Here is a 17,634-nt window from a genome sequence, read left to right as displayed (position 1 = left end):
AAGGCGCTGAATTCAGCGCCTTTTTCTATGGCTGCAGGTTAGGGTTTAACCATGACCTTGCCGCCGTTGAACTCCACCACCTGATCGGCGACGATCTTGCAGCGCTTGCGGGTTTCGACCTTGCCGTCGACTTTCACCAGCCCTTCGGCGATGACTTCTTTGGCGGCGCCGCCGCTTTCACACCAGCCCTGGAACTTCAGCAGATCGCACAGTTCGACGTGGGGATGATTGTCCAGATTGAAAATTTCCATACTGCCTTACTTATTTAGGTTGAACGTCGTGATATTCCTCGCAGGCCTGCAAGGTATTTTGGATCAGTGTAGCCACGGTCATCGGGCCAACGCCACCCGGCACCGGGGTGATGTAGGCGGCGCGCTCGCTGGCGGCGTCGAAATCGACATCGCCCACCACTTTACCGCTTTCCAGACGGTTGATGCCGACGTCCACCACGATGGCGCCCGGTTTGATCCAGTCGCCCGGAATGAAGCCCGGTTTGCCGACCGCCACCACCAGCAGATCGGCGTTCTCGACGTGATGACGCAGATTTTTGGTGAAGCGGTGGGTGACGGTGGTGGTGCAGCCGGCCAGCAGCAGCTCCATGCTCATCGGGCGGCCGACGATGTTGGAGGCGCCGACCACCACGGCGTTCAGGCCGTAGGTATCGATGTTATAACGCTCCAGCAGGGTGACGATGCCGCGCGGCGTGCATGGGCGCAGCTTGGGCGCGCGCTGGCACAGGCGGCCGACGTTGTACGGGTGGAAGCCGTCGACGTCTTTGTCCGGATGGATGCGTTCCAGCACTTTGACGTTATCGATGCCGGCCGGCAACGGCAGCTGCACCAGAATGCCGTCGATTTCCTCATCGGCGTTCAGCTGGTCGATCAACGCCAGCAGCTCGGCTTCACTGGTGGCAGCGGGCAGGTCGTAGGAGCGGGAGAGGAAGCCGACTTCATCGCAGGCGCGGCGCTTGCTGGCGACGTAAATTTGCGAAGCCGGATTCTCGCCGACCAGCACAACCGCCAGCCCTGGCGCGCGCTTGCCGGCCGCCAGACGTTGTTTCACTTGCTCAGCCACTTCGTTTCTAACCTGCTGCGCAATCGTTTTACCATCAATAATCTTTGCTGACATCAGTGTGGAAATCCATCAATTAAGAAAAGCGGGGATGCCGCTATTCTGTCAGAAGCTGAGCGCGCTGTCAGGCGCAGAATCACCCTCGCCGCCGTTGGCGAGACCGATTTATGCTTTTTTTATGCCGGCTTCAGGAACCTCTACACCATTTTTACCGGCATTTGCCTACGCTGGGGCCATACACAGGGCGAAAGAGGGCAGGATCATGAGAGCGATAACCCGGCTTTATCCGTTGCATCATCAGCCTGATCAGCAACCGGCGCAGCCTAAACATGTGGGGGAGACGGTGTTCGATTCTTCGCTGCATCCGGCGGACAGTGAGCAACTCACCGCGCTGCATCAGCTCGGCAAGCATGAGGCGGCGCCGTTGTGGCGGGCACGCCTGAATGCGCTGTGGCGGAAGTTATGCGTATGAAGGGCTGCGCCTGGGCAGGCTGCACGCTGTTGCTGGTTTGGGCATCGGGGAGCCAGGCTTCTTTAAACAGCGCACGCCCTGACGCCGCATGGGTTGAAAACGTGGCGGCGACTTGCAACACACGGGTGATTGAGCATGCCGATTGGGGGGACATTGCCGCAGTGGTTATGTCTGCTCGCCTCTGCCAGCGGCGGGACAACGGGCGGCAAGGGCGTGAGCACGCGCCGATTTACGTAGGCGCCGGGCTGGCTCAGCGTAACGGCGCCCGTTGACGAGAACCCTCACCGCGCGGGCGCTGGTGGAAAAAACGCCATAAAGCACGGCCGCCGCCGTAACGTCATGAAAAGGCATTGACTCGCTAACCTCTGACCGTATAATCGCAACCCGCAGCCGCAGGTTGCCGCATCTCAATGCGCCCTTAGCTCAGTTGGATAGAGCAACGGCCTTCTAAGCCGTAGGTCATAGGTTCGAATCCTATAGGGCGTGCCATTAACACCTCTCCTGATGTCTACAACAGTCCACAAAAACCCAGTATTCCCGCGATTAATCCGTGCATTCACTATCTCCACGTCTACTTACATCTATTGAAATCTACACCCAAATGGGGGCATTATTGGGGGCATTGTCAGGTTCAATGAAAGCGATGCCCCCAAATGAAGCTAAATGCTCGCCAGATAGACACAGCTAAGCCGAAGGACAAAGCCTATAAATTGGCCGACGGTGGGGGCATGTACCTAGAAGTGTTCCCCAACGGAACTAAAAGCTGGCGCATGAAGTACCGGATAGGCGGGAAAGAAAAACGTGTCGTCTTCGGTATTTACCCGGCAGTATCACTGGCTGACGCCAGAGGAAAGCGCGAAGAAGCCAAAAAGGTATTGGCTGCTGGTGGAGATCCGGGGCAAGAGAAGCGGGCCGATAAACAGGCGAGACTGCTCGCAGCTCAAAACAGTTTTGAGTCTGTCGCCTTGGAATGGCATGAACACAAGCGCTCTACATGGTCGGATGGTTATGCTTCTGATCTGCTAGAGGCCCTAACTAAAGATATCTTCCCTTATATCGGTAAACGCTCCGTTACCGAGATTAAACCTGTCGAAATGCTCGCCGTTCTGAAGAAAATGGAACAGCGTGGAGTATTAGATAAACTCAAAAAGACTCGCCAGGCGTGCCGCCAGATATTCACTTATGCCGTAATCACGGGTAGGGCAGAGCATAATCCCGTGGTGGATTTGGCCGGCGCGCTGAAAACACCAAAGCAAAAGCACTTCCCTCATTTGGCGTTAAATCAGATTGGTGACTTCCTTCTTGCGTTGAACGACTACAGTGGCAGCTTGATTACACGCAGCGCGACCAAGTTGTTGATGTTGACTGGAACACGAACTATTGAACTTAGGGCGGCAGAGTGGGTGGAAGTCGATTTTGATGCGGGAATTTGGGAGATCCCCGCAGAAAGAATGAAGATGCGCCGCCCCCATGTGGTGCCGTTATCTACCCAAGTAAAAGAGTTATTGCTTGAAGTCCATCAGCTAACCGGGCGTGGCAGATTTGTTTTCCCTGGGCGCAATGATGCCGGTAAGCCAATGAGCGAAGCCAGTATTAACCAGGTTATCAAGCGTATTGGTTATGATGGTAAAGCTACTGGACATGGCTTCCGTCATACCATGAGCACTATCTTGCATGAGCAAGGCTATAACACTGCCTGGATTGAAACCCAACTGGCCCACGTGGATAAGAACAGTATCCGGGGAACTTACAACCATGCCCAGTATCTGGATGGCCGGCGGGGGATGCTTCAGTGGTATGCCGACTACATGGAAAGTCTGGAGCATGGGGGAAATTTGGTACATGGAGCATTTGGGCAACGAGCATGACTGGATGTATAGACAGTACCATTAGACCGCAGTAGACTTAGGTAGACGAACAAAGAATAGGCTATGTCTAGGTTGATCCCCGAAAACCCGTACACCTCTACGGGCTGGCATAGCCGCCAAAATTCAGAGGGCGTGAGGTGGCGTTATGTCTGGTACTACAATCATACCGTTTTCATTTTGCCGTATAAAAAGAGCTGCGGAATTTTTAGGTGTTTGCACTGATGACTTATTAAGTCTTGCTGTGTCTGAGAAAATAACCCTGTGTGTGATGTTAGATGGTTTAAAATCAACGCTTTTGGTTGAAGGAAATGATAAAAAAAACACTGATTGGTACTTATCCTTAAGCATTAATCAGAGTCATTTGGCTCCTGCTTACAATATATCTAAATATTCATCCTTCGCTATTGACCGTGTTTCATATGATGAGGAAAGTGATAAGGCAATATTTAATCCACTGTTTTATCCGCTTCAGTATGTTGACGGTAGCTCTTCTATCGAGGAGTCACAAAGCCATCCAGGTAGAGCTTACGGATTGTGGAAGCCTCAGCTGCCAGTAATAAACACTGTATTGAACTATGGAAAATCATCTCTTCTTTGGGGGTCTTTGGGACTTTACAATACAGATGAAAAAACACCAAACCTATGCCTAATACCTTTGGCGATTAATAATGATGATATTTGTGCTGGAGAAGATGACTATGTTCATGATGAAGAACAGTTTCCTGATATTGAAATAACTGCAAATGATTTGTGGATAACAGCCGATCAAGCGAGGGTTTTGTTGAACCATAATGGTGATTATAATGATATTTCAAGCTTCATTCACCAAAATAAACCATTAAACTCTGATCTCTCACATGGACTTAAAAAAGTTGGCCATATTGCAGAATACCATGCGGCCAATAGAGAGATGTTATTAAGATCGGCAATTTGCTTACTTTCAAAATATCCAGATGAATGCCGTGGCGAACGCAAAGAGATAAGCCCTGAAAAGTGGCGAGACTGTATCATTAACCATCTGGACGAGATCCCTCCATTATCTATTAAAAACGAGGCTGTCATCCTAAAACATCTCAGGTCTGCTACTAACAACAAGGGGTAGAGTTGCCTAACTATATAGGCACAGTGCTGTAACTGTGCCTTATCCTTTTCAAACTTGCCCGTCATAATCGTTTCTGTATCTACAGGCGTCCACTGGTGACGCCACATATCTACAGGAGGTTTTATGACAAAGCGACTAATAAAAATGCCTGAAGTTATGCATCGAACTGGCAATGGGAAAGCATGGATTTACAAACTCATTGCTCAAGATCGCTTCCCGCGACCTGTAAAAATCGGCTCACGTTCAATTGCTTTTATTGAAAGTGAAATTGATGAGTGGATTGATCAGCGCATCGCTGAGTCTCGTGGGGAGGTTGCGTAATGGAAATGAAAAACCGCCCTGTACAGCAGGCGGCTAGTCAGAAGGTTGGCACCTCTGATAATAGCGACATACCTACTATCAAGCCAGCACCGAAGAAGCACCGCGCCCGTGTATACATGCTGAAAACTGGCGTTAATGGCTGGACAGAAAATGACATTCTCAAGTATTGCCGCCTCTCATCTGGCCGCAACTACGCAAGCGAGCTGGAGCGCAGTCTTGATATTCAACTGGAGCGCATCGATGAGAAGAACCCGGATGGCATCGGCAGCCATTTCCGATATCGCTTTGTGAGCTGTGCTGACGTTCTGCGCGTGATCCGGTTGGTCAACCATAACGCCGCTGCTGGTGGTTATAACGGCCTATCCCAGAGCGACATAGCCAACATACTGACCTTGTACCCGGATGCCTTCACCGCCGCCTAACGGAACCTGACAATATGACTATGAAAAATACGGCCAACACTGGCCGGGGCCAAACTCACCCCAAAGAAAGCCACTGTGATATTAACAGTAATGACTTTGCTGCCTTGGTACCGGTTATTTCCGGTCAGATCGGCGGGCGTGAAAGCAATATTGTTAGCGCCAAGGCATTGCATAAATCGCTGGGAGTGGGGCGTGTATTTTCCAGCTGGTTTAATGCGAGAGTGGAGGAATACGATTTCAAAAGCGCGGTTGATTACGCTGAGTCTGATACACCCATTTCGGTGTTTCAAAGTTCAAATATTGATCAGGTAATGCCAGCGCGAATGCAAGTATCCCGAGGCGGCGACAGGCGCAGCAAAGATTACTCTATCACTCTGAGCATGGCTAAAGAGCTGGCGATGGTTGAACGCAACGATCAGGGTCGAGCTATTCGCCGTTACTTCATCCAGTGTGAGGAGGAGTTATACCGCAGTGTCCCAGAGATAGCCTCACGTTTACGCCACCAGCTCAAGACACGTATTGGGGCTGCCAATATGTTCAACGCGATGTGTACAGCCTTAGAGGCTGCTCGCGCTGAACAGGGCAAGCAAACCTCTCAGAATCACTACACCAACGAAAGCAATATGATTGCTCGTATCGTCCTGGGAGGCATAACCGCTAAGCAGTGGGCGTTGGCTAACGGATTAGATGGTGATCCACGCGACAGCATGAACACTGAACAGCTTGAGCACCTCTCCTACATGGAAAGCACCAACATTACTCTGATTGATATGGGGATGGACTATGAGTCGCGCAAAACTGAACTGATGCGCCTTTCGCAGCGTTGGTTAACCAAGCGCCTGGAGAGCGAGAATGATGATAAATGATGATTTTCTCGGCGCTATGAACCTGTCAAAACCTGACATTGGGAAATATGTTGTTGGTACTGAAGGAGGTTTTTCGGCGGCAATTTCGCTAGATGGGTTGAGTTTCGCGACCAGCACATGTGCAGAGTTTTCGGAGTCCATAAAAAAGGGCTTGCTAAGTAGCGTCTACCGAGACTATGGTTATATTGCACCTGCAAAATCAGGTGTCAGGATTGGCGTCCTGGTAATGTTATCGGCGACACATGACGCGCCTAGCGTCTTTTTTTGTGTCGTAGGCTTGGCTCACCCTTTTTCTAGCGATGCGGTTATAATCCGTGCCGCACACGAAGTTATGGTGGGCTGGGTGGGGGCATCGAAAGATGCGCCGGTTTCCGATAACGCCGGTTACGCCAACCCTGCTCAGCTCACCACCAGTGAAATTGGCGTTTCCGGTGGTGGGGATTTGACCCAGTTATCGGAGGCTGCCATATGTTGGCTACTACCCTCACCAAAAAACCGCAAATTTGTTGGATTATCGCCGCTGTTCGGCGCGATTGCCCGACAATCAAGCCTGTTGTCTTCCATATCCAAGCAGATAGCGAGCGTGATGCGCGTCGCTCACTTGCTCGCGACCATGTCACCTTCTTCATGGGCCGTATCCCTTTGGGGGTTGAACATGCTTAGAACCTATGACCTCCCATCCAATCCAGTAGATCGCGTGTGCGACCTTATTAGCCTAACCGAACTGATGCGCGATGTTCATGCCGGAGATTCAGACTGCAAAGATGAGTATGTATCTGCACTGATTTCCATGATGGAACTTGCATTGCGCGATCTGCGTAGCTTGCTTGAAGGAAATGAAATCCCTGGGGGCAACCATGAAAAATCAAACTAATAAACAGAAGTCTGCTTGGGCAAAAGAGCACATAGAGCATGCCGAGGCGGTGCTGGTGGCGCTTAGTCTGGCGGCGGAAAACATGGAGCCATGTGACATCGTGGATGTTGTTGACGTCTGCAGATCGATTCTCGCACAAGCTGGGCAAGTAATTACTGAATTGGAGGGAGAGTTATGAGCCAGGTATCTCTAGCGGATTCAATTTGCCGCGTACAGCAGGCACAAGCTGTTTTATCAATCTGGTTAGAGCGCACCTCTTTACGCACGCACAGCAATGGTGAGGAGGATTTAATCGGAGCAATTATGTCACTTCTTCAAGGTGTTCCAGAGATTATGGAAGGTGCCGACGAAGTTTTGGCAGGGATGGTTATGCAGGGGATGGCAGGTAAAAAATCATGAACAAAAAGAACCAGCCGAATAATCTAGTGGATGAAAAGAAGCTATTAGATAAAGAGACTGGAAAATTAGGCACCCATTCGGTGCCTAAACCTGGCTCAGAATTTGCCCCTAGCTCACTTCCCTTAGAGCAATCAGAAACATTCAGCAGCGCCTTATCTAACCAGGCAGAATCAGTAATTTCGGCTGAGCTTGGAGAAAAGGTAGCTGGCGTTGCTGGCGCGGTATGGGTTCACAACCTGAGCGAATCGGGCACAGAATCAATGACAATCATCACCAAGGAGGGGCGCAATATTAATACCCCTCTAAAGCCTTCTGATGTTTGCGAGCTTATTTGCGGCTTTATGTACCCGATCATGCAAAAGGTGCATGGGGATATGTGGCTGATGACCACATGTGCCGAGCTTGAGCTGTGGATGAATAAAGATCGCACGTTATCAGAATACGGCATAACAAAGTGGGGGATGCTGGTGGATTACATGGCCAGAGCCATCGATTTTGTGGGGTATGGCGATGAAAGGCATTGATGTGATCGCATTCCGTATGAAAGCCATTAGTCCCAATAAAAAATTAGAGGGTAAATCATGAAAAGCGCCCCGAACGTTAAGCACCTGCCTAAGGATATCTTTACTGAGGCGGTTATATTTGCAGGCCATGATGCGTGGATTCACGCCAAGCACTGGCAGGCGGGAAACCCTGCTAAAGATAATACCCCTCCGGTAGTTCTATCAGACAAGGAATTATCAGCGCTTAATTCAATACGGATCGTAGATGATGGTAGACGTTTTGCGCGGGTGTATCGTGCCGGTAAATTGAGCGAACTCCACATAACTGCTATTGCGACACAGTTAGCGATTTCAGGAGTTTCCCAGGCGCGTTTTTATTCAGAAAGCTATGAGTTGATTGAGGATTGGACATCACAGCTCGCAAGGCTCAAAGAAGAGGCTGAGAGCGGAGAGGCGCTAGCAGTACAGCTCCATGTAATTAGTGGAGAGAAAGAGAACAACAAGATTACAACAAGCGACACAGACCCATTAAAACCGCGAGTAGAAAGCCGCGATGATGGCGTGTTCTGGATTACGGCCAGCATCGATAAAACAAGCGGCGAGATTGCCAGCAATGAAACTTGGCTAGCATCTCCAATGGAAGTGATAGGAACCGGACGCGATGACAAAGATCAGTATCTAATTATCCGCTGGAAAGCCTTTGGTGCCGATCATGCAACGACAGCAGCCATACCGCTTGCCGATATAGGAGAAAGGGAGGGATGGAGAACCCTCAAGGCTGGTGGCATAAACATAACCACTAAAAGTAGCCTGCGGGCAATATTAGCTGATTGGATACAACGTAGCGGCTCATGTGCGTTCTGGCGCGTATCGCATGCGACCGGCTGGCAGTGCGGGGCATACATCATGCCAGATGGTGAGATTATCGGATCACCAGAAATCCCAGTTTTGTTTAATGGGCGCAGTTCGGCGGCGTCTGGTTACAGCATAAAAGGGACTGCAAAGGGATGGAAAGAAACTGTAGCCATGCTGGCTAGCGGCAATTACTCCATGATGACCGGCACGGCCGCCGCCCTGGCCGCTCCGCTAATTGGGCTATCTGGCTCAGATGGATTCGGAATCCATTTTTATGAGCAATCAAGCGCCGGTAAGACAACTACAGCCAACGTGGCGAGTAGCCTCTATGGAAATCCAGACCTGCTTCGCCTTACTTGGTATGGCACCGCATTAGGGCTAGCAAACGAAGCAGCAGCGCATAATGACGGACTAATGCCTCTAGATGAAGTTGGACAAGGTGCTGAGCCTCAAAGCGTCTCACAAGCAGCCTACGCGCTTTTTAATGGGGTAGGTAAATTACAGGGCGCAAAGGAGGGGGGGAACAGAGACCTAAAGCGCTGGCGCACGGTGGCGATCAGCACCGGCGAGATGGACTTAGAGACCTTCATTGCCACATCAGGACGGAAAACAAAAGCCGGACAACTGGTTAGGCTGTTGAATATCCCGCTTAGTAAGGCTGTTAAGTTCCATTCGCATCAGAACGGAAAGCAACATGCTGACGCTCTTAAAGATGCGTGGATTAATCATCATGGGGCGGCAGGCAGGGAGTGGATTAAATGGCTAGCAAGCCACCAGCAGCAAGCCATTGATTCAGTGCGCGCGTGCGAGGCCAGATGGCGTAGCATCATCCCATCAGACTACGGCGAGCAAGTTCACCGCGTGGGAGCAAGATTTGCCATTCTAGAAGCCGCTTTGCTGCTGAGTGAAGGAATCACCGGATGGGATGCGCAAACTTGTCGTGATGCGATACAGCACAGTTATAACGCATGGTTGCGCGAATTCGGCACTGGCAATAAGGAACATCAGCAGATCATCGCTCAAACGGAGTCATTTCTTAACGCCTATGGGCTAAGCCGTTATGCGCCACTACCTTACTGTCACGAAGCATTACCAATAAAAGAGCTGGCCGGTTTTAGGCAGAGGGGAGAGCATGACGAAAGTCCTACGATTTTCTACACGTTCCCGGCGACGTTTGAGAAGGAAATCGCGCAGGGATTTAACGCTAAGCAAGCGGCAGAAGTCTTAAAGCAGGCTGGCATGCTAACACCTCCAACAAGCGGTAGAGGGTATCAGCGTAAATCGCCGCGCTTCCAAGGAAGGCAAATTAACGTCTATGTTCTCAACTTCCAGCCAGAGAGCGATAGCAAGGAAGAATAACAAGCAGTCCACATACGTATAAATGGTGTTGGTTCAGTTGGTTTAGTTGGTTCAGTTGGTTATGTTCTTTGTTTTTTAAGGATATTAAATTGAATAATGAACCAACATTGAACCAACAACCCAATATTTTGAACCAACAAATCAGAAGAGATAAATAGTTTTTTGAGTCCATAAAAAGGGGTGTAGACCAGATAGACAAGAGTAACGCGACGCCAAAAGATATCACCACCAACCCTAGCTTTATGCCAGGGCTTAAATTCATCCATTCCATCTAACCTCGCTTAAATTTACGCATGATTAGATATGTCAACCTTTGACAGTTTTTATGATGCGTAACGGTTTACGGCATTAACAATAGATCCCTCATGACGAGCTATCCGCCGGTCGTTTTGCATGTAAATTATTTCATTATTTGCAATGTTTGTGTTGTTAATTGCATAAAATGAAATAAAATAAATATGTATGAATAACCAGTGAGGTGATGAAATGGCATACAATCCAAACTACAAGCCAGTGCTTCTAACAAAGGAGCAGATAGAGGCAGTTAAGCAGCTACAGGAAGAAGAACGGCGCAGATCGCCGCTAAATGTAGCACCTACAGTCAACGCAATCGTGCGCGGATTGGTAAACAAAGCTTTGGCAAGCGCCGTATAGGGCGCACGGTAGGTCAGAGGATGAAATTAAAGATCATCGAAGACCCCCGGAGATTGCAGGAATTTCTAAACGATCCATGCAATACCGGAAACATCGTAGATGCTGGTGATACTTACCAAATAAAGCATGACGCCCTATACCTAGGGATTTACGAGGGGACAATCCTCGCTGGCGTCCACGAGGTTAGAAACTTTTGGCATAGCGTTGTTGAGTGCCACGCGATTTACGAGCCTGGTTTTCGTGGCGAGTACGCGCTCCATGGACACCGCTTGTTCTGTAAATGGCTCTTAAGCAATTCCCCCTTCCTGAACAGCATCACGATGGTGCCAGACACCACTAAATACGGCCGCGCAATTATTCGTCTGCTTGGCGCTACACGCGTTGGGCACCTTGATGACGCATACAAAAGCCAAGGCAAACCAGTAGGAGTGACCATTTATCAGCTAAGGCGCTCACAATATGAGGAATATCTGAATGAAATTATTTGATGTTTTTGAAAACAGCCGCTGCGGGAACTCCAAGCGGATGAAAGAAAGCCGCATGCGCAAAGGTGGGGGGGATGGTGGCGCTGGTGCGCAGGCAGAAGCACAACAAAAAGCCATTGATTTGCAGCGTGAGCAATGGAATACGGTGATGAATAATCTGAAGCCGTATGCAGAGGTTGGCCTGCCAGCACTCCAAAACCTTCAATCACTGATGACACTAGACGGCCAGAATAAAGCTGCAAACGATTTTTTTGGATCTGGATTATACAAATCACAAGCAGACCAGGCTCGATACCAGCAGTTGGCGTCAGCAGAAGCAACCGGCGGCCTTGGTAGCACCGCTACCAGCAACGGCTTAGCGACAATTGCTCCGCAGCTCTATAACAACTGGCTTTCAGGCCAGATGAACAATTACGGCAACCTGCTTAGCGTAGGCATGAACGCAGCGTCAGGGCAGGCAACGGCTGGACAAAACTACGCAAACAACACAAGTCAGCTTCTGCAAGGGCTAGGCTCAATCCGTGCCGGACAGGCTCAACAACCATCTAGTTTGGCTAGAGGGATCGGTGGCGCAGCTACAGGCGCGATTAGTGGAGCGGCATTAGGCACGGTTCTACCAGGAATTGGTAATGGGTTAGGTGCCGTTCTGGGTGGCGGTCTTGGCTTGCTCGGGGGGATTGGATTCTAATGGCTACATGGCAACTTACCGGGCTAACTGATATGGCCCCTAAAAACAGTAACGCTCCCGGATCATCGGTTCCCACCCCTATGCAGTATCAGCAGCAGCCCAATTTAGGGCTGGTGGCGCTTCAGGGGTTGAGAGGTGTTGCTGAAATAGGTCAGGCAGCGCAACAGCAGCAACAAAGGCAGGACTTCCAGAAGAAACTAGGAGGCTTTGTATCACAGAACGATCGAGCTGGTGCTCAAAAGCTAATTGCTGATTATCCGCAGTTTATGGATGAAGCACAGAAGCAGATGGGGTTTATTGATGCCGAACAAAACAAGCAAACAGCAAATGCCGCCATGAACTTACGGCTAGCTTCTCAAACCAATGACCCACGCGCCATGCAGAGCGCAATCCAGGGAGCATCGCCGGTATTACAGCGATTTGGGCTGACGCCTGATGAAGTTTACCAATCCTGGCAGCAAGACCCGCAAGGGTTTAGCCGAACCGCTGACCTAATTCACCTGCATGCTGATCCCAACAGCTATTTTAACGTTACCAACCAACAACAGGCGCAAGGAACATCGCAACAGAACGCTAATACTGCTCAATTCTCTGCGCAGCAAGGGGCTAGACAGGGAGATGAGCGATTAGACCTTGATCGCTTCAAAGTTCAGACAGATAACCAATTGCGCACAAGAGAGATGTCACTGAAAGCGCGGATTGAAAACGCATCAAATAGCCTAGAGAGGGAAAAGCTAAACGCTGAGCTGTCCAAGGTAAAACAGGCCCAGACAGAGAAGCTTAACGACAAAATAAACACTGCGGCGAGTAGCATTGAAAACCTTAACCAGGCTCTAGGCGTTGGCAATGAGATATCAGGTATTGTAGGTGAGCACCCCTCAGCAGTTAGCCGCGCTCAGGGCGGTAGTGTTGGCTGGGCTCCAAACTGGGCGGATGACACAAGGACTCTTAGCGCAAAGGCTAATGAGTACAACACGAAGATGGTACTGCCGATTCTTAAAGGGACATTTGGCGGCAATCCTACTGAAGGTGAACGCGCAGCGCTCATGCAATCAGTAAACAGCCTTAAATCAGCAACAAACAACAACGATTTCATGCGCGAGCTGAACAAGACCCAGAATACGATCGTGCGCATGCAGAAGCGACAAATATCAGACCTCGGCATTCCTGTTAAAAAGTCCAGCGATGAGACCACTGACACAAAAATGCTATTGCAAGATCCGTCTCTGGTTAAGGAATACATCACAGCGCACGGCTACCTCCCTGAGAGCTACTACCAGGCCAAACTGAAAGGGGGCATGTAATGTCAGGAATCAGCAACGATCAAGCCTCGTATGCCCGCAGGCTGGACGAGAAATACGGATTCCCAAGTGGGACTATGGAAACATTGGTAAACACCGAGTCATCTGGCGACGGTAAAGCCACATCATCAAAAGGCGCGCGTGGCTATGGCCAGTTGATGCCGTCTGCTATGACCGATGCCGGAATGAAAGGAGTCGATCCAGCGTCACTACCTTATCGGGAACAGCTCAATATCGCAGCCAATCACCTCAACAAGGGATTTAAACGCTTTGGCGATATTGGGCTAGCCCTTGCCGGGTATAACGCCGGGAATGGGCGTGTAAACGCTGTAAGGAACGGAAAATCGACACTGCCTGGAGAAACGGCGGACTATGTGAGGAAATTTGCAGACGCTGGAATAATTCCTCCAGATAGTGAAGTGATTCAGCACGCTCAGCTAGCGAGAGCAGGCGCAAGTAAAAAGCTTTCTGAGCCAGATTACTCCAAGCTTGATGAGGATATTTCGTCAGTAGGGAATACATCGGCATGGGATGCAAAACGAGCACAATTCAAAGAGCAGGCCGCCGCTGGTCAGCAAGATAGCGCCCAGCCACCAGCAACCGAACAAGCGCCAGCAGACTCATGGGAGGCTAAGAGAGCGCAGTTTCTGGCCTCTCAGCAGCAGGGGCAGCAACCAGAGCAGCAGCAGATTGCACGGTCTAATCTAAATCCTGAAATGGAATACTTACCACCAGGGCTAACTAGCGCTCCAGAGCAAGCTCTTAGAGGTATTGCCAATATTCCATCAGACCTAATGGACGCAGGAGTAGGCGTGATTAACGCAGCAGGGAACGCGGCGGCATGGGCAAACGGCGTCCTGGGCGTAAACGGTGGTGAGTTTACTCCTATGTCGCCGGTTGCGCGTCCGGTTGCTCAGCCCACAGATCAATACGCCAGGCTGGGAGAGGAGATAGGCCCGTATTTAATCCCTGGCGTTGGCGCTGAGAGAACTGCCGCAGCTATTGCCTCGGCAGCTAATGGCGGTCGAGCGGAAAGAGTAGCAACAAGTATTGCCGGTATGCTCGGCGAAAACCTGCCAGGAACTTTGGCATCATCTCAACAGAATGGACAGATAGACCCGTCAAAACTAGCAGAGGAAACAGCGCTCGGGCTGGCCGGCTCACTTGCTGGCCGGGCAGTTGTAGGCGGAGTGTCAAAAGCTACCGACGCCTTGCAGGGCATTAGAGCAAGAGCGGCAAGCGCCGAGCCAGCAGCGGCCATCCCAGCAGCCAATGGATTGACTGACACGCTTTCATCATCAGCTGAGCGAGTTGGCAGGGCTGCGCAGACCGGCGATAAAGGCCGAATCGCTGAAGTGGTTAATGATATTCAGCCTGATAAAAACACGGTTGATGCCGCGCGGCAGCTTGGACTAGATCCTGATGACATGCTAGAGGCTTACACGTCAGGTAACGATGCGTTTAAAGCCGTCCAGATGGCGCTAGCGTCACAGGATGAATCAGTCCTGGCCAAAGTTAAGCGAGATAGCATAAATCGTATTTCAGAACGGGCATCAAAAATTATTGATGACGCTGGAGCAATGCCTGACCGGTTGGCAATGAATGATAAATTCAAGGCAGATTTTGAGTCATCTAGAAATGCGCTCAAAGCCAAAGAAAGAGAGTTATACAAACCAATTCAGGATGCTATACCACCACGATCAGCAGTAGATGCGGTGAATACGAGAAACCAACTAGACTCCATGGCTGATGATGTAGGCGGCTACCAGCATTTATCTTCAGTGGAGAAAAAGGTTTATGACGCTGTATCACCGATGTCCGAAAATTCAGGGCAGCTAACTTACCAGAGACTAAACAATATGCGTGCTATGGTTGGCTCTGAGCTGAATCGGGCTGGCACGCCATTTGGCAGCACCGAAGAGAGAAACCTTAGCCAGCTTTACGCTGTGCTTTCAAAGGATAGGGATGCTGTAGCCGCATATGCAGGATACATAGACCAAGTGAAAGCGGCGAATGCGGTAACCGCTCAGCGTAAAATGATGGAGAAGCGAGTCTATGAGCTTCTTGGTAAGGACTTGAGCGGTGATGTCACGGTTAAGGCGAAAAGCGCTCTTGATGGCTTACAGAGCGGAAATACGCAGCCATTCATTCGGCTGATGAGATCCGTGCCGGACAAAGAGGCCAGAAGCCAAATTATCGCTACTGGAATGCGCGACATGCTGCGTAAGGGTAGCCGTTCTGACCTGGCGAATAACATCAACGGGCTGGTGGACTTCTACGGGGATTTGAAGCGAAAGGGAACCATACGGCTCTTGGCTAACGAATTGCCACCAGAAACGATGAAGGAGCTAGATAGCTTTTACACGCTTGGTAGAAACGTTAAGTCAGCAAACGCATATCACTTAGAGACTGGCAAACTTAATGGCTTTTTGAAGAAGTTCGATCAGCCAGGCGGATTTATTGACCAGCTTTCCAAGCATGGGAAAATGTCTCTAATCGCAACAGCGATGGGGCATGTGCCAGTTGTCGGGCCGGTGCTTAATACCTCGATAGCTGCTCACATGGGAGCCAAAGCTGCTTCAAGAAAAACGGGAGCCCAGGCCGCTCAAGACTTGATGGTAAGTCCAGTATGGCGAGATATGGTTAACGCGGCCAAGACCAGCAAAAGCCAGGCAAAGCAAAATGTAGCATCAAGCCATTTTGAAAAAAGAATAGCAGCTATGCCAGCGTGGAAAGAGTTCTACAGGTCACTACCAGCAGCAGAGAAGGCAAAGATAGCCAGAGTGGGAATAATTGGCTGGCTATCTGGTGAGGCTGAGGGCGATAGTTATTAATCATCGGCCAAGGATGGCTACGAGCTAGGCAGGAAGGAGGAAAGCTTGTTCATCTTGCTTGATAGGCTCCAGGCTGAATCATGCGCAGCTTTAGCTACCCCCTCGACTTCAGATAGGTTTTGCAAAACCTGAGATATCTTGTAATCGCTTTTTCTTTCCTTCCCTTCCAGCGATTCGACTCGCTCTTTTAAGTCGGAAATTACTGTTTGTTGGCAAGCAATGGTCTTGGCCTGGATGCTAACCAGCAGCAGAAGAATGGCGCATAAAACGATACATACAACCACGGCAGCGATCATGGCAATCTACCCCTCACAAAAATGGATTTCTTAAGTAGAAATATATGGATAAACAATATCAGCAAAAACTAGCTATACGAGAGTAAAACCTTACAAAACCTAACCCGCCAAAGCTAGCCATAGCATTGTTAATCGCCAGCTATGGCCCGCAAGCCGCACCAGTTGGAGTTTCGCAACCAGTACGCGCACGCGCGCGGTTATACAGATGAAATTTCCCACTGGAATGTTAAGCGCTACCTATTATGGACAAAAAAGATTAGATGGATTATTGCACGAAGACTTTATGCAACAGTACGCGCGTGCGAAGGTTTTTCGGACATCGCCACGCGAGCGTGAAGATTTATCTGATGCCACCACGCGAGCAGAAGGTTTATCGGTGATCACCACGCGAGGAAGATTTATCGGACATCGTTATGTTAGATCGGCGTGAGTTTTGCGAGTCCATAAAAGCACCGCTAGGCAAAGATGCGCTCAAATTTGAGCACATCTATTTAGATGTCTTACCACTGGCATCAAGTCAGGGTGAAGAATTGTGCGTCTGACAAGATTTTTTCGGGGTCACTATGCGAAGAAATAACCACCAGCTTCACTACGACTTATCTAGCTTAACCCTAAGGAAAGCCTCCCCGTAACATCCCCGTTACTTAACCCTAAGGAAACCCTAAGGAAGCACTAAGGATTTCGTTACGTTCGCTCTGAAACCGCCTTTTACGTGGTAACTTTTTTGGTAACCTATCGCCAGCCACTTTATTCCTAAACACCTCAATTAAGATGCGAGAAAGTTTGCTCACACCTTCCAATCATGTTGGTTTAATCCGTCTTGGCGTTGGTTCAAAAGCATTTCGCGTTGGTTCATTTTTCTGATAAAAACATAATAAAAACAATGCTATTTACAAATTTAACCAACTGAACCAACTGAACTACATCATTTTGCACATGTTATAATGGTCATGCCATCCGTCACGATGGTAGGTGACTTACTGTATGGCACAGTTAACAGCGGTAAGATTACGGTAATTCCTGCATTCATTTTTCCGACCTGCACTTTTAGTGTAGAAACTTGAGGGGTTTTATGATTGATCGCCAGAAGCTAGAAATGGCCATGATTGAAATAGCCAAGCAGAGCGGGGAGGAAATTGACCGACACACCCTCTACACCATCCGCAATGACATCAGGAACGCGCTGGCGGCAACGGCAAGGCACCATCAGCGCATGAGCTCCAATAGCTACCAATGGGAGCGGCCAAAACCGCCGCGACGTTAA

Annotated in this window: 20 protein-coding genes and 1 tRNA gene; 17 read left to right on the top strand and 4 right to left on the bottom strand. The window is 49.8% G+C overall.

Going from position 1 to position 17,634, the window contains the following annotated elements:
* Nucleotides 1–38: 38 nt before the first annotated feature.
* Together ybcJ and folD are read right to left on the bottom strand one after the other, a co-directional pair.
* The gene (gene ybcJ, locus ACJ8OK_RS08770; protein WP_015376914.1) at nt 39–251 is read right to left on the bottom strand and encodes a ribosome-associated protein YbcJ; all 213 of its coding nucleotides are present in this window, start codon (nt 249–251) and stop codon (nt 39–41) included.
* Nucleotides 252–261: 10 nt separating this feature from the next.
* Complete coding sequence (folD, locus tag ACJ8OK_RS08765; RefSeq protein WP_004940177.1) at nt 262–1,128, bottom strand: bifunctional methylenetetrahydrofolate dehydrogenase/methenyltetrahydrofolate cyclohydrolase FolD; 867 nt, start codon at nt 1,126–1,128, stop codon at nt 262–264.
* Nucleotides 1,129–1,333: 205 nt separating this feature from the next.
* Between folD and ACJ8OK_RS08760 the strand changes: the two genes are divergently transcribed.
* From ACJ8OK_RS08760 to ACJ8OK_RS08705, 12 genes are all read left to right on the top strand, one after another.
* Complete coding sequence (locus ACJ8OK_RS08760; RefSeq protein ID WP_033633949.1) at nt 1,334–1,543, top strand: hypothetical protein; 210 nt, start codon at nt 1,334–1,336, stop codon at nt 1,541–1,543.
* A gap of 412 nt (nt 1,544–1,955) precedes the next feature.
* Nucleotides 1,956–2,032: transfer RNA gene (locus ACJ8OK_RS08755), tRNA-Arg, on the top strand.
* Nucleotides 2,033–2,196: 164 nt separating this feature from the next.
* Complete coding sequence (locus ACJ8OK_RS08750; protein WP_442530531.1) at nt 2,197–3,411, top strand: tyrosine-type recombinase/integrase; 1,215 nt, start codon at nt 2,197–2,199, stop codon at nt 3,409–3,411.
* Nucleotides 3,412–3,556: 145 nt separating this feature from the next.
* The gene (locus ACJ8OK_RS08745; protein ID WP_442530530.1) at nt 3,557–4,513 is read left to right on the top strand and encodes a hypothetical protein; all 957 of its coding nucleotides are present in this window, start codon (nt 3,557–3,559) and stop codon (nt 4,511–4,513) included.
* 123 nt (nt 4,514–4,636) lie between these two features.
* A complete protein-coding gene (locus ACJ8OK_RS08740; protein ID WP_262190234.1) occupies nt 4,637–4,834 on the top strand; it encodes a helix-turn-helix transcriptional regulator in 198 nt (65 codons plus the stop codon).
* Nucleotides 4,834–5,256 carry a hypothetical protein gene (locus ACJ8OK_RS08735; protein ID WP_442530529.1) on the top strand — a complete coding sequence of 141 codons (423 nt, stop codon included), beginning with the start codon at nt 4,834–4,836 and terminating at the stop codon, nt 5,254–5,256. The genes ACJ8OK_RS08740 and ACJ8OK_RS08735 overlap by 1 nt, the downstream gene beginning before the upstream one ends.
* A 14-nt stretch (nt 5,257–5,270) precedes the next feature.
* Complete coding sequence (locus ACJ8OK_RS08730) at nt 5,271–6,122, top strand: antA/AntB antirepressor family protein (protein ID WP_442530528.1); 852 nt, start codon at nt 5,271–5,273, stop codon at nt 6,120–6,122.
* Nucleotides 6,109–6,996, top strand: a complete 888-nt coding sequence (locus ACJ8OK_RS08725) for an ash family protein (protein ID WP_442530527.1) — start codon at nt 6,109–6,111, stop codon at nt 6,994–6,996. Before ACJ8OK_RS08730 ends, ACJ8OK_RS08725 begins: the two co-directional genes overlap by 14 nt.
* On the top strand, nt 6,980–7,174 hold the full coding sequence (locus tag ACJ8OK_RS08720; RefSeq protein ID WP_407595759.1) for a hypothetical protein: 195 nt from the start codon (nt 6,980–6,982) through the stop codon (nt 7,172–7,174). The genes ACJ8OK_RS08725 and ACJ8OK_RS08720 overlap by 17 nt, the downstream gene beginning before the upstream one ends.
* The gene (locus ACJ8OK_RS08715; protein WP_407595760.1) at nt 7,171–7,395 is read left to right on the top strand and encodes a hypothetical protein; all 225 of its coding nucleotides are present in this window, start codon (nt 7,171–7,173) and stop codon (nt 7,393–7,395) included. The genes ACJ8OK_RS08720 and ACJ8OK_RS08715 overlap by 4 nt, the downstream gene beginning before the upstream one ends.
* Nucleotides 7,392–7,919 (top strand): hypothetical protein, encoded by a 528-nt coding sequence (locus ACJ8OK_RS08710; RefSeq protein WP_442530526.1) that lies wholly within the window; start codon nt 7,392–7,394, stop codon nt 7,917–7,919. Before ACJ8OK_RS08715 ends, ACJ8OK_RS08710 begins: the two co-directional genes overlap by 4 nt.
* A 57-nt stretch (nt 7,920–7,976) precedes the next feature.
* Complete coding sequence (locus ACJ8OK_RS08705; RefSeq protein WP_442530525.1) at nt 7,977–10,112, top strand: DUF927 domain-containing protein; 2,136 nt, start codon at nt 7,977–7,979, stop codon at nt 10,110–10,112.
* Nucleotides 10,113–10,171: 59 nt separating this feature from the next.
* Here ACJ8OK_RS08705 and ACJ8OK_RS08700 read toward each other — a convergent pair whose 3' ends face one another.
* Nucleotides 10,172–10,378 (bottom strand): hypothetical protein, encoded by a 207-nt coding sequence (locus ACJ8OK_RS08700; RefSeq protein WP_442530524.1) that lies wholly within the window; start codon nt 10,376–10,378, stop codon nt 10,172–10,174.
* A gap of 408 nt (nt 10,379–10,786) precedes the next feature.
* Here ACJ8OK_RS08700 and ACJ8OK_RS08695 point away from each other — a divergent pair, with 408 nt between their 5' ends.
* The 4 genes from ACJ8OK_RS08695 to ACJ8OK_RS08680 are packed head-to-tail and all read left to right on the top strand — an operon-like array spanning nt 10,787 to nt 16,074.
* Entirely contained in the window at nt 10,787–11,254 is a 468-nt protein-coding gene (locus tag ACJ8OK_RS08695) for a DUF2824 family protein (RefSeq protein ID WP_110147368.1), read from the top strand.
* 52 nt (nt 11,255–11,306) lie between these two features.
* Nucleotides 11,307–11,939, top strand: a complete 633-nt coding sequence (locus ACJ8OK_RS08690) for a DNA transfer protein (RefSeq protein WP_141960735.1) — start codon at nt 11,307–11,309, stop codon at nt 11,937–11,939.
* Entirely contained in the window at nt 11,939–13,243 is a 1,305-nt protein-coding gene (locus ACJ8OK_RS08685) for a phage DNA ejection protein (RefSeq protein WP_442530523.1), read from the top strand. The genes ACJ8OK_RS08690 and ACJ8OK_RS08685 overlap by 1 nt, the downstream gene beginning before the upstream one ends.
* Nucleotides 13,243–16,074, top strand: coding sequence for a lytic transglycosylase domain-containing protein (locus ACJ8OK_RS08680; protein WP_442530522.1), 2,832 nt, complete (start codon nt 13,243–13,245; stop codon nt 16,072–16,074). Before ACJ8OK_RS08685 ends, ACJ8OK_RS08680 begins: the two co-directional genes overlap by 1 nt.
* 17 nt (nt 16,075–16,091) lie before the next feature.
* Here ACJ8OK_RS08680 and ACJ8OK_RS08675 read toward each other — a convergent pair whose 3' ends face one another.
* On the bottom strand, nt 16,092–16,370 hold the full coding sequence (locus tag ACJ8OK_RS08675) for a hypothetical protein (protein WP_442530521.1): 279 nt from the start codon (nt 16,368–16,370) through the stop codon (nt 16,092–16,094).
* A gap of 1,072 nt (nt 16,371–17,442) precedes the next feature.
* Between ACJ8OK_RS08675 and ACJ8OK_RS08670 the strand changes: the two genes are divergently transcribed.
* Complete coding sequence (locus ACJ8OK_RS08670) at nt 17,443–17,634, top strand: hypothetical protein (protein WP_442530520.1); 192 nt, start codon at nt 17,443–17,445, stop codon at nt 17,632–17,634.

The organism is Serratia sp. CY71090, assembly GCF_052166845.1.
GTDB classification, from domain to species: domain Bacteria; phylum Pseudomonadota; class Gammaproteobacteria; order Enterobacterales; family Enterobacteriaceae; genus Serratia; species Serratia nematodiphila.
This window is presented reverse-complemented; position numbering and strand designations above follow the sequence as displayed.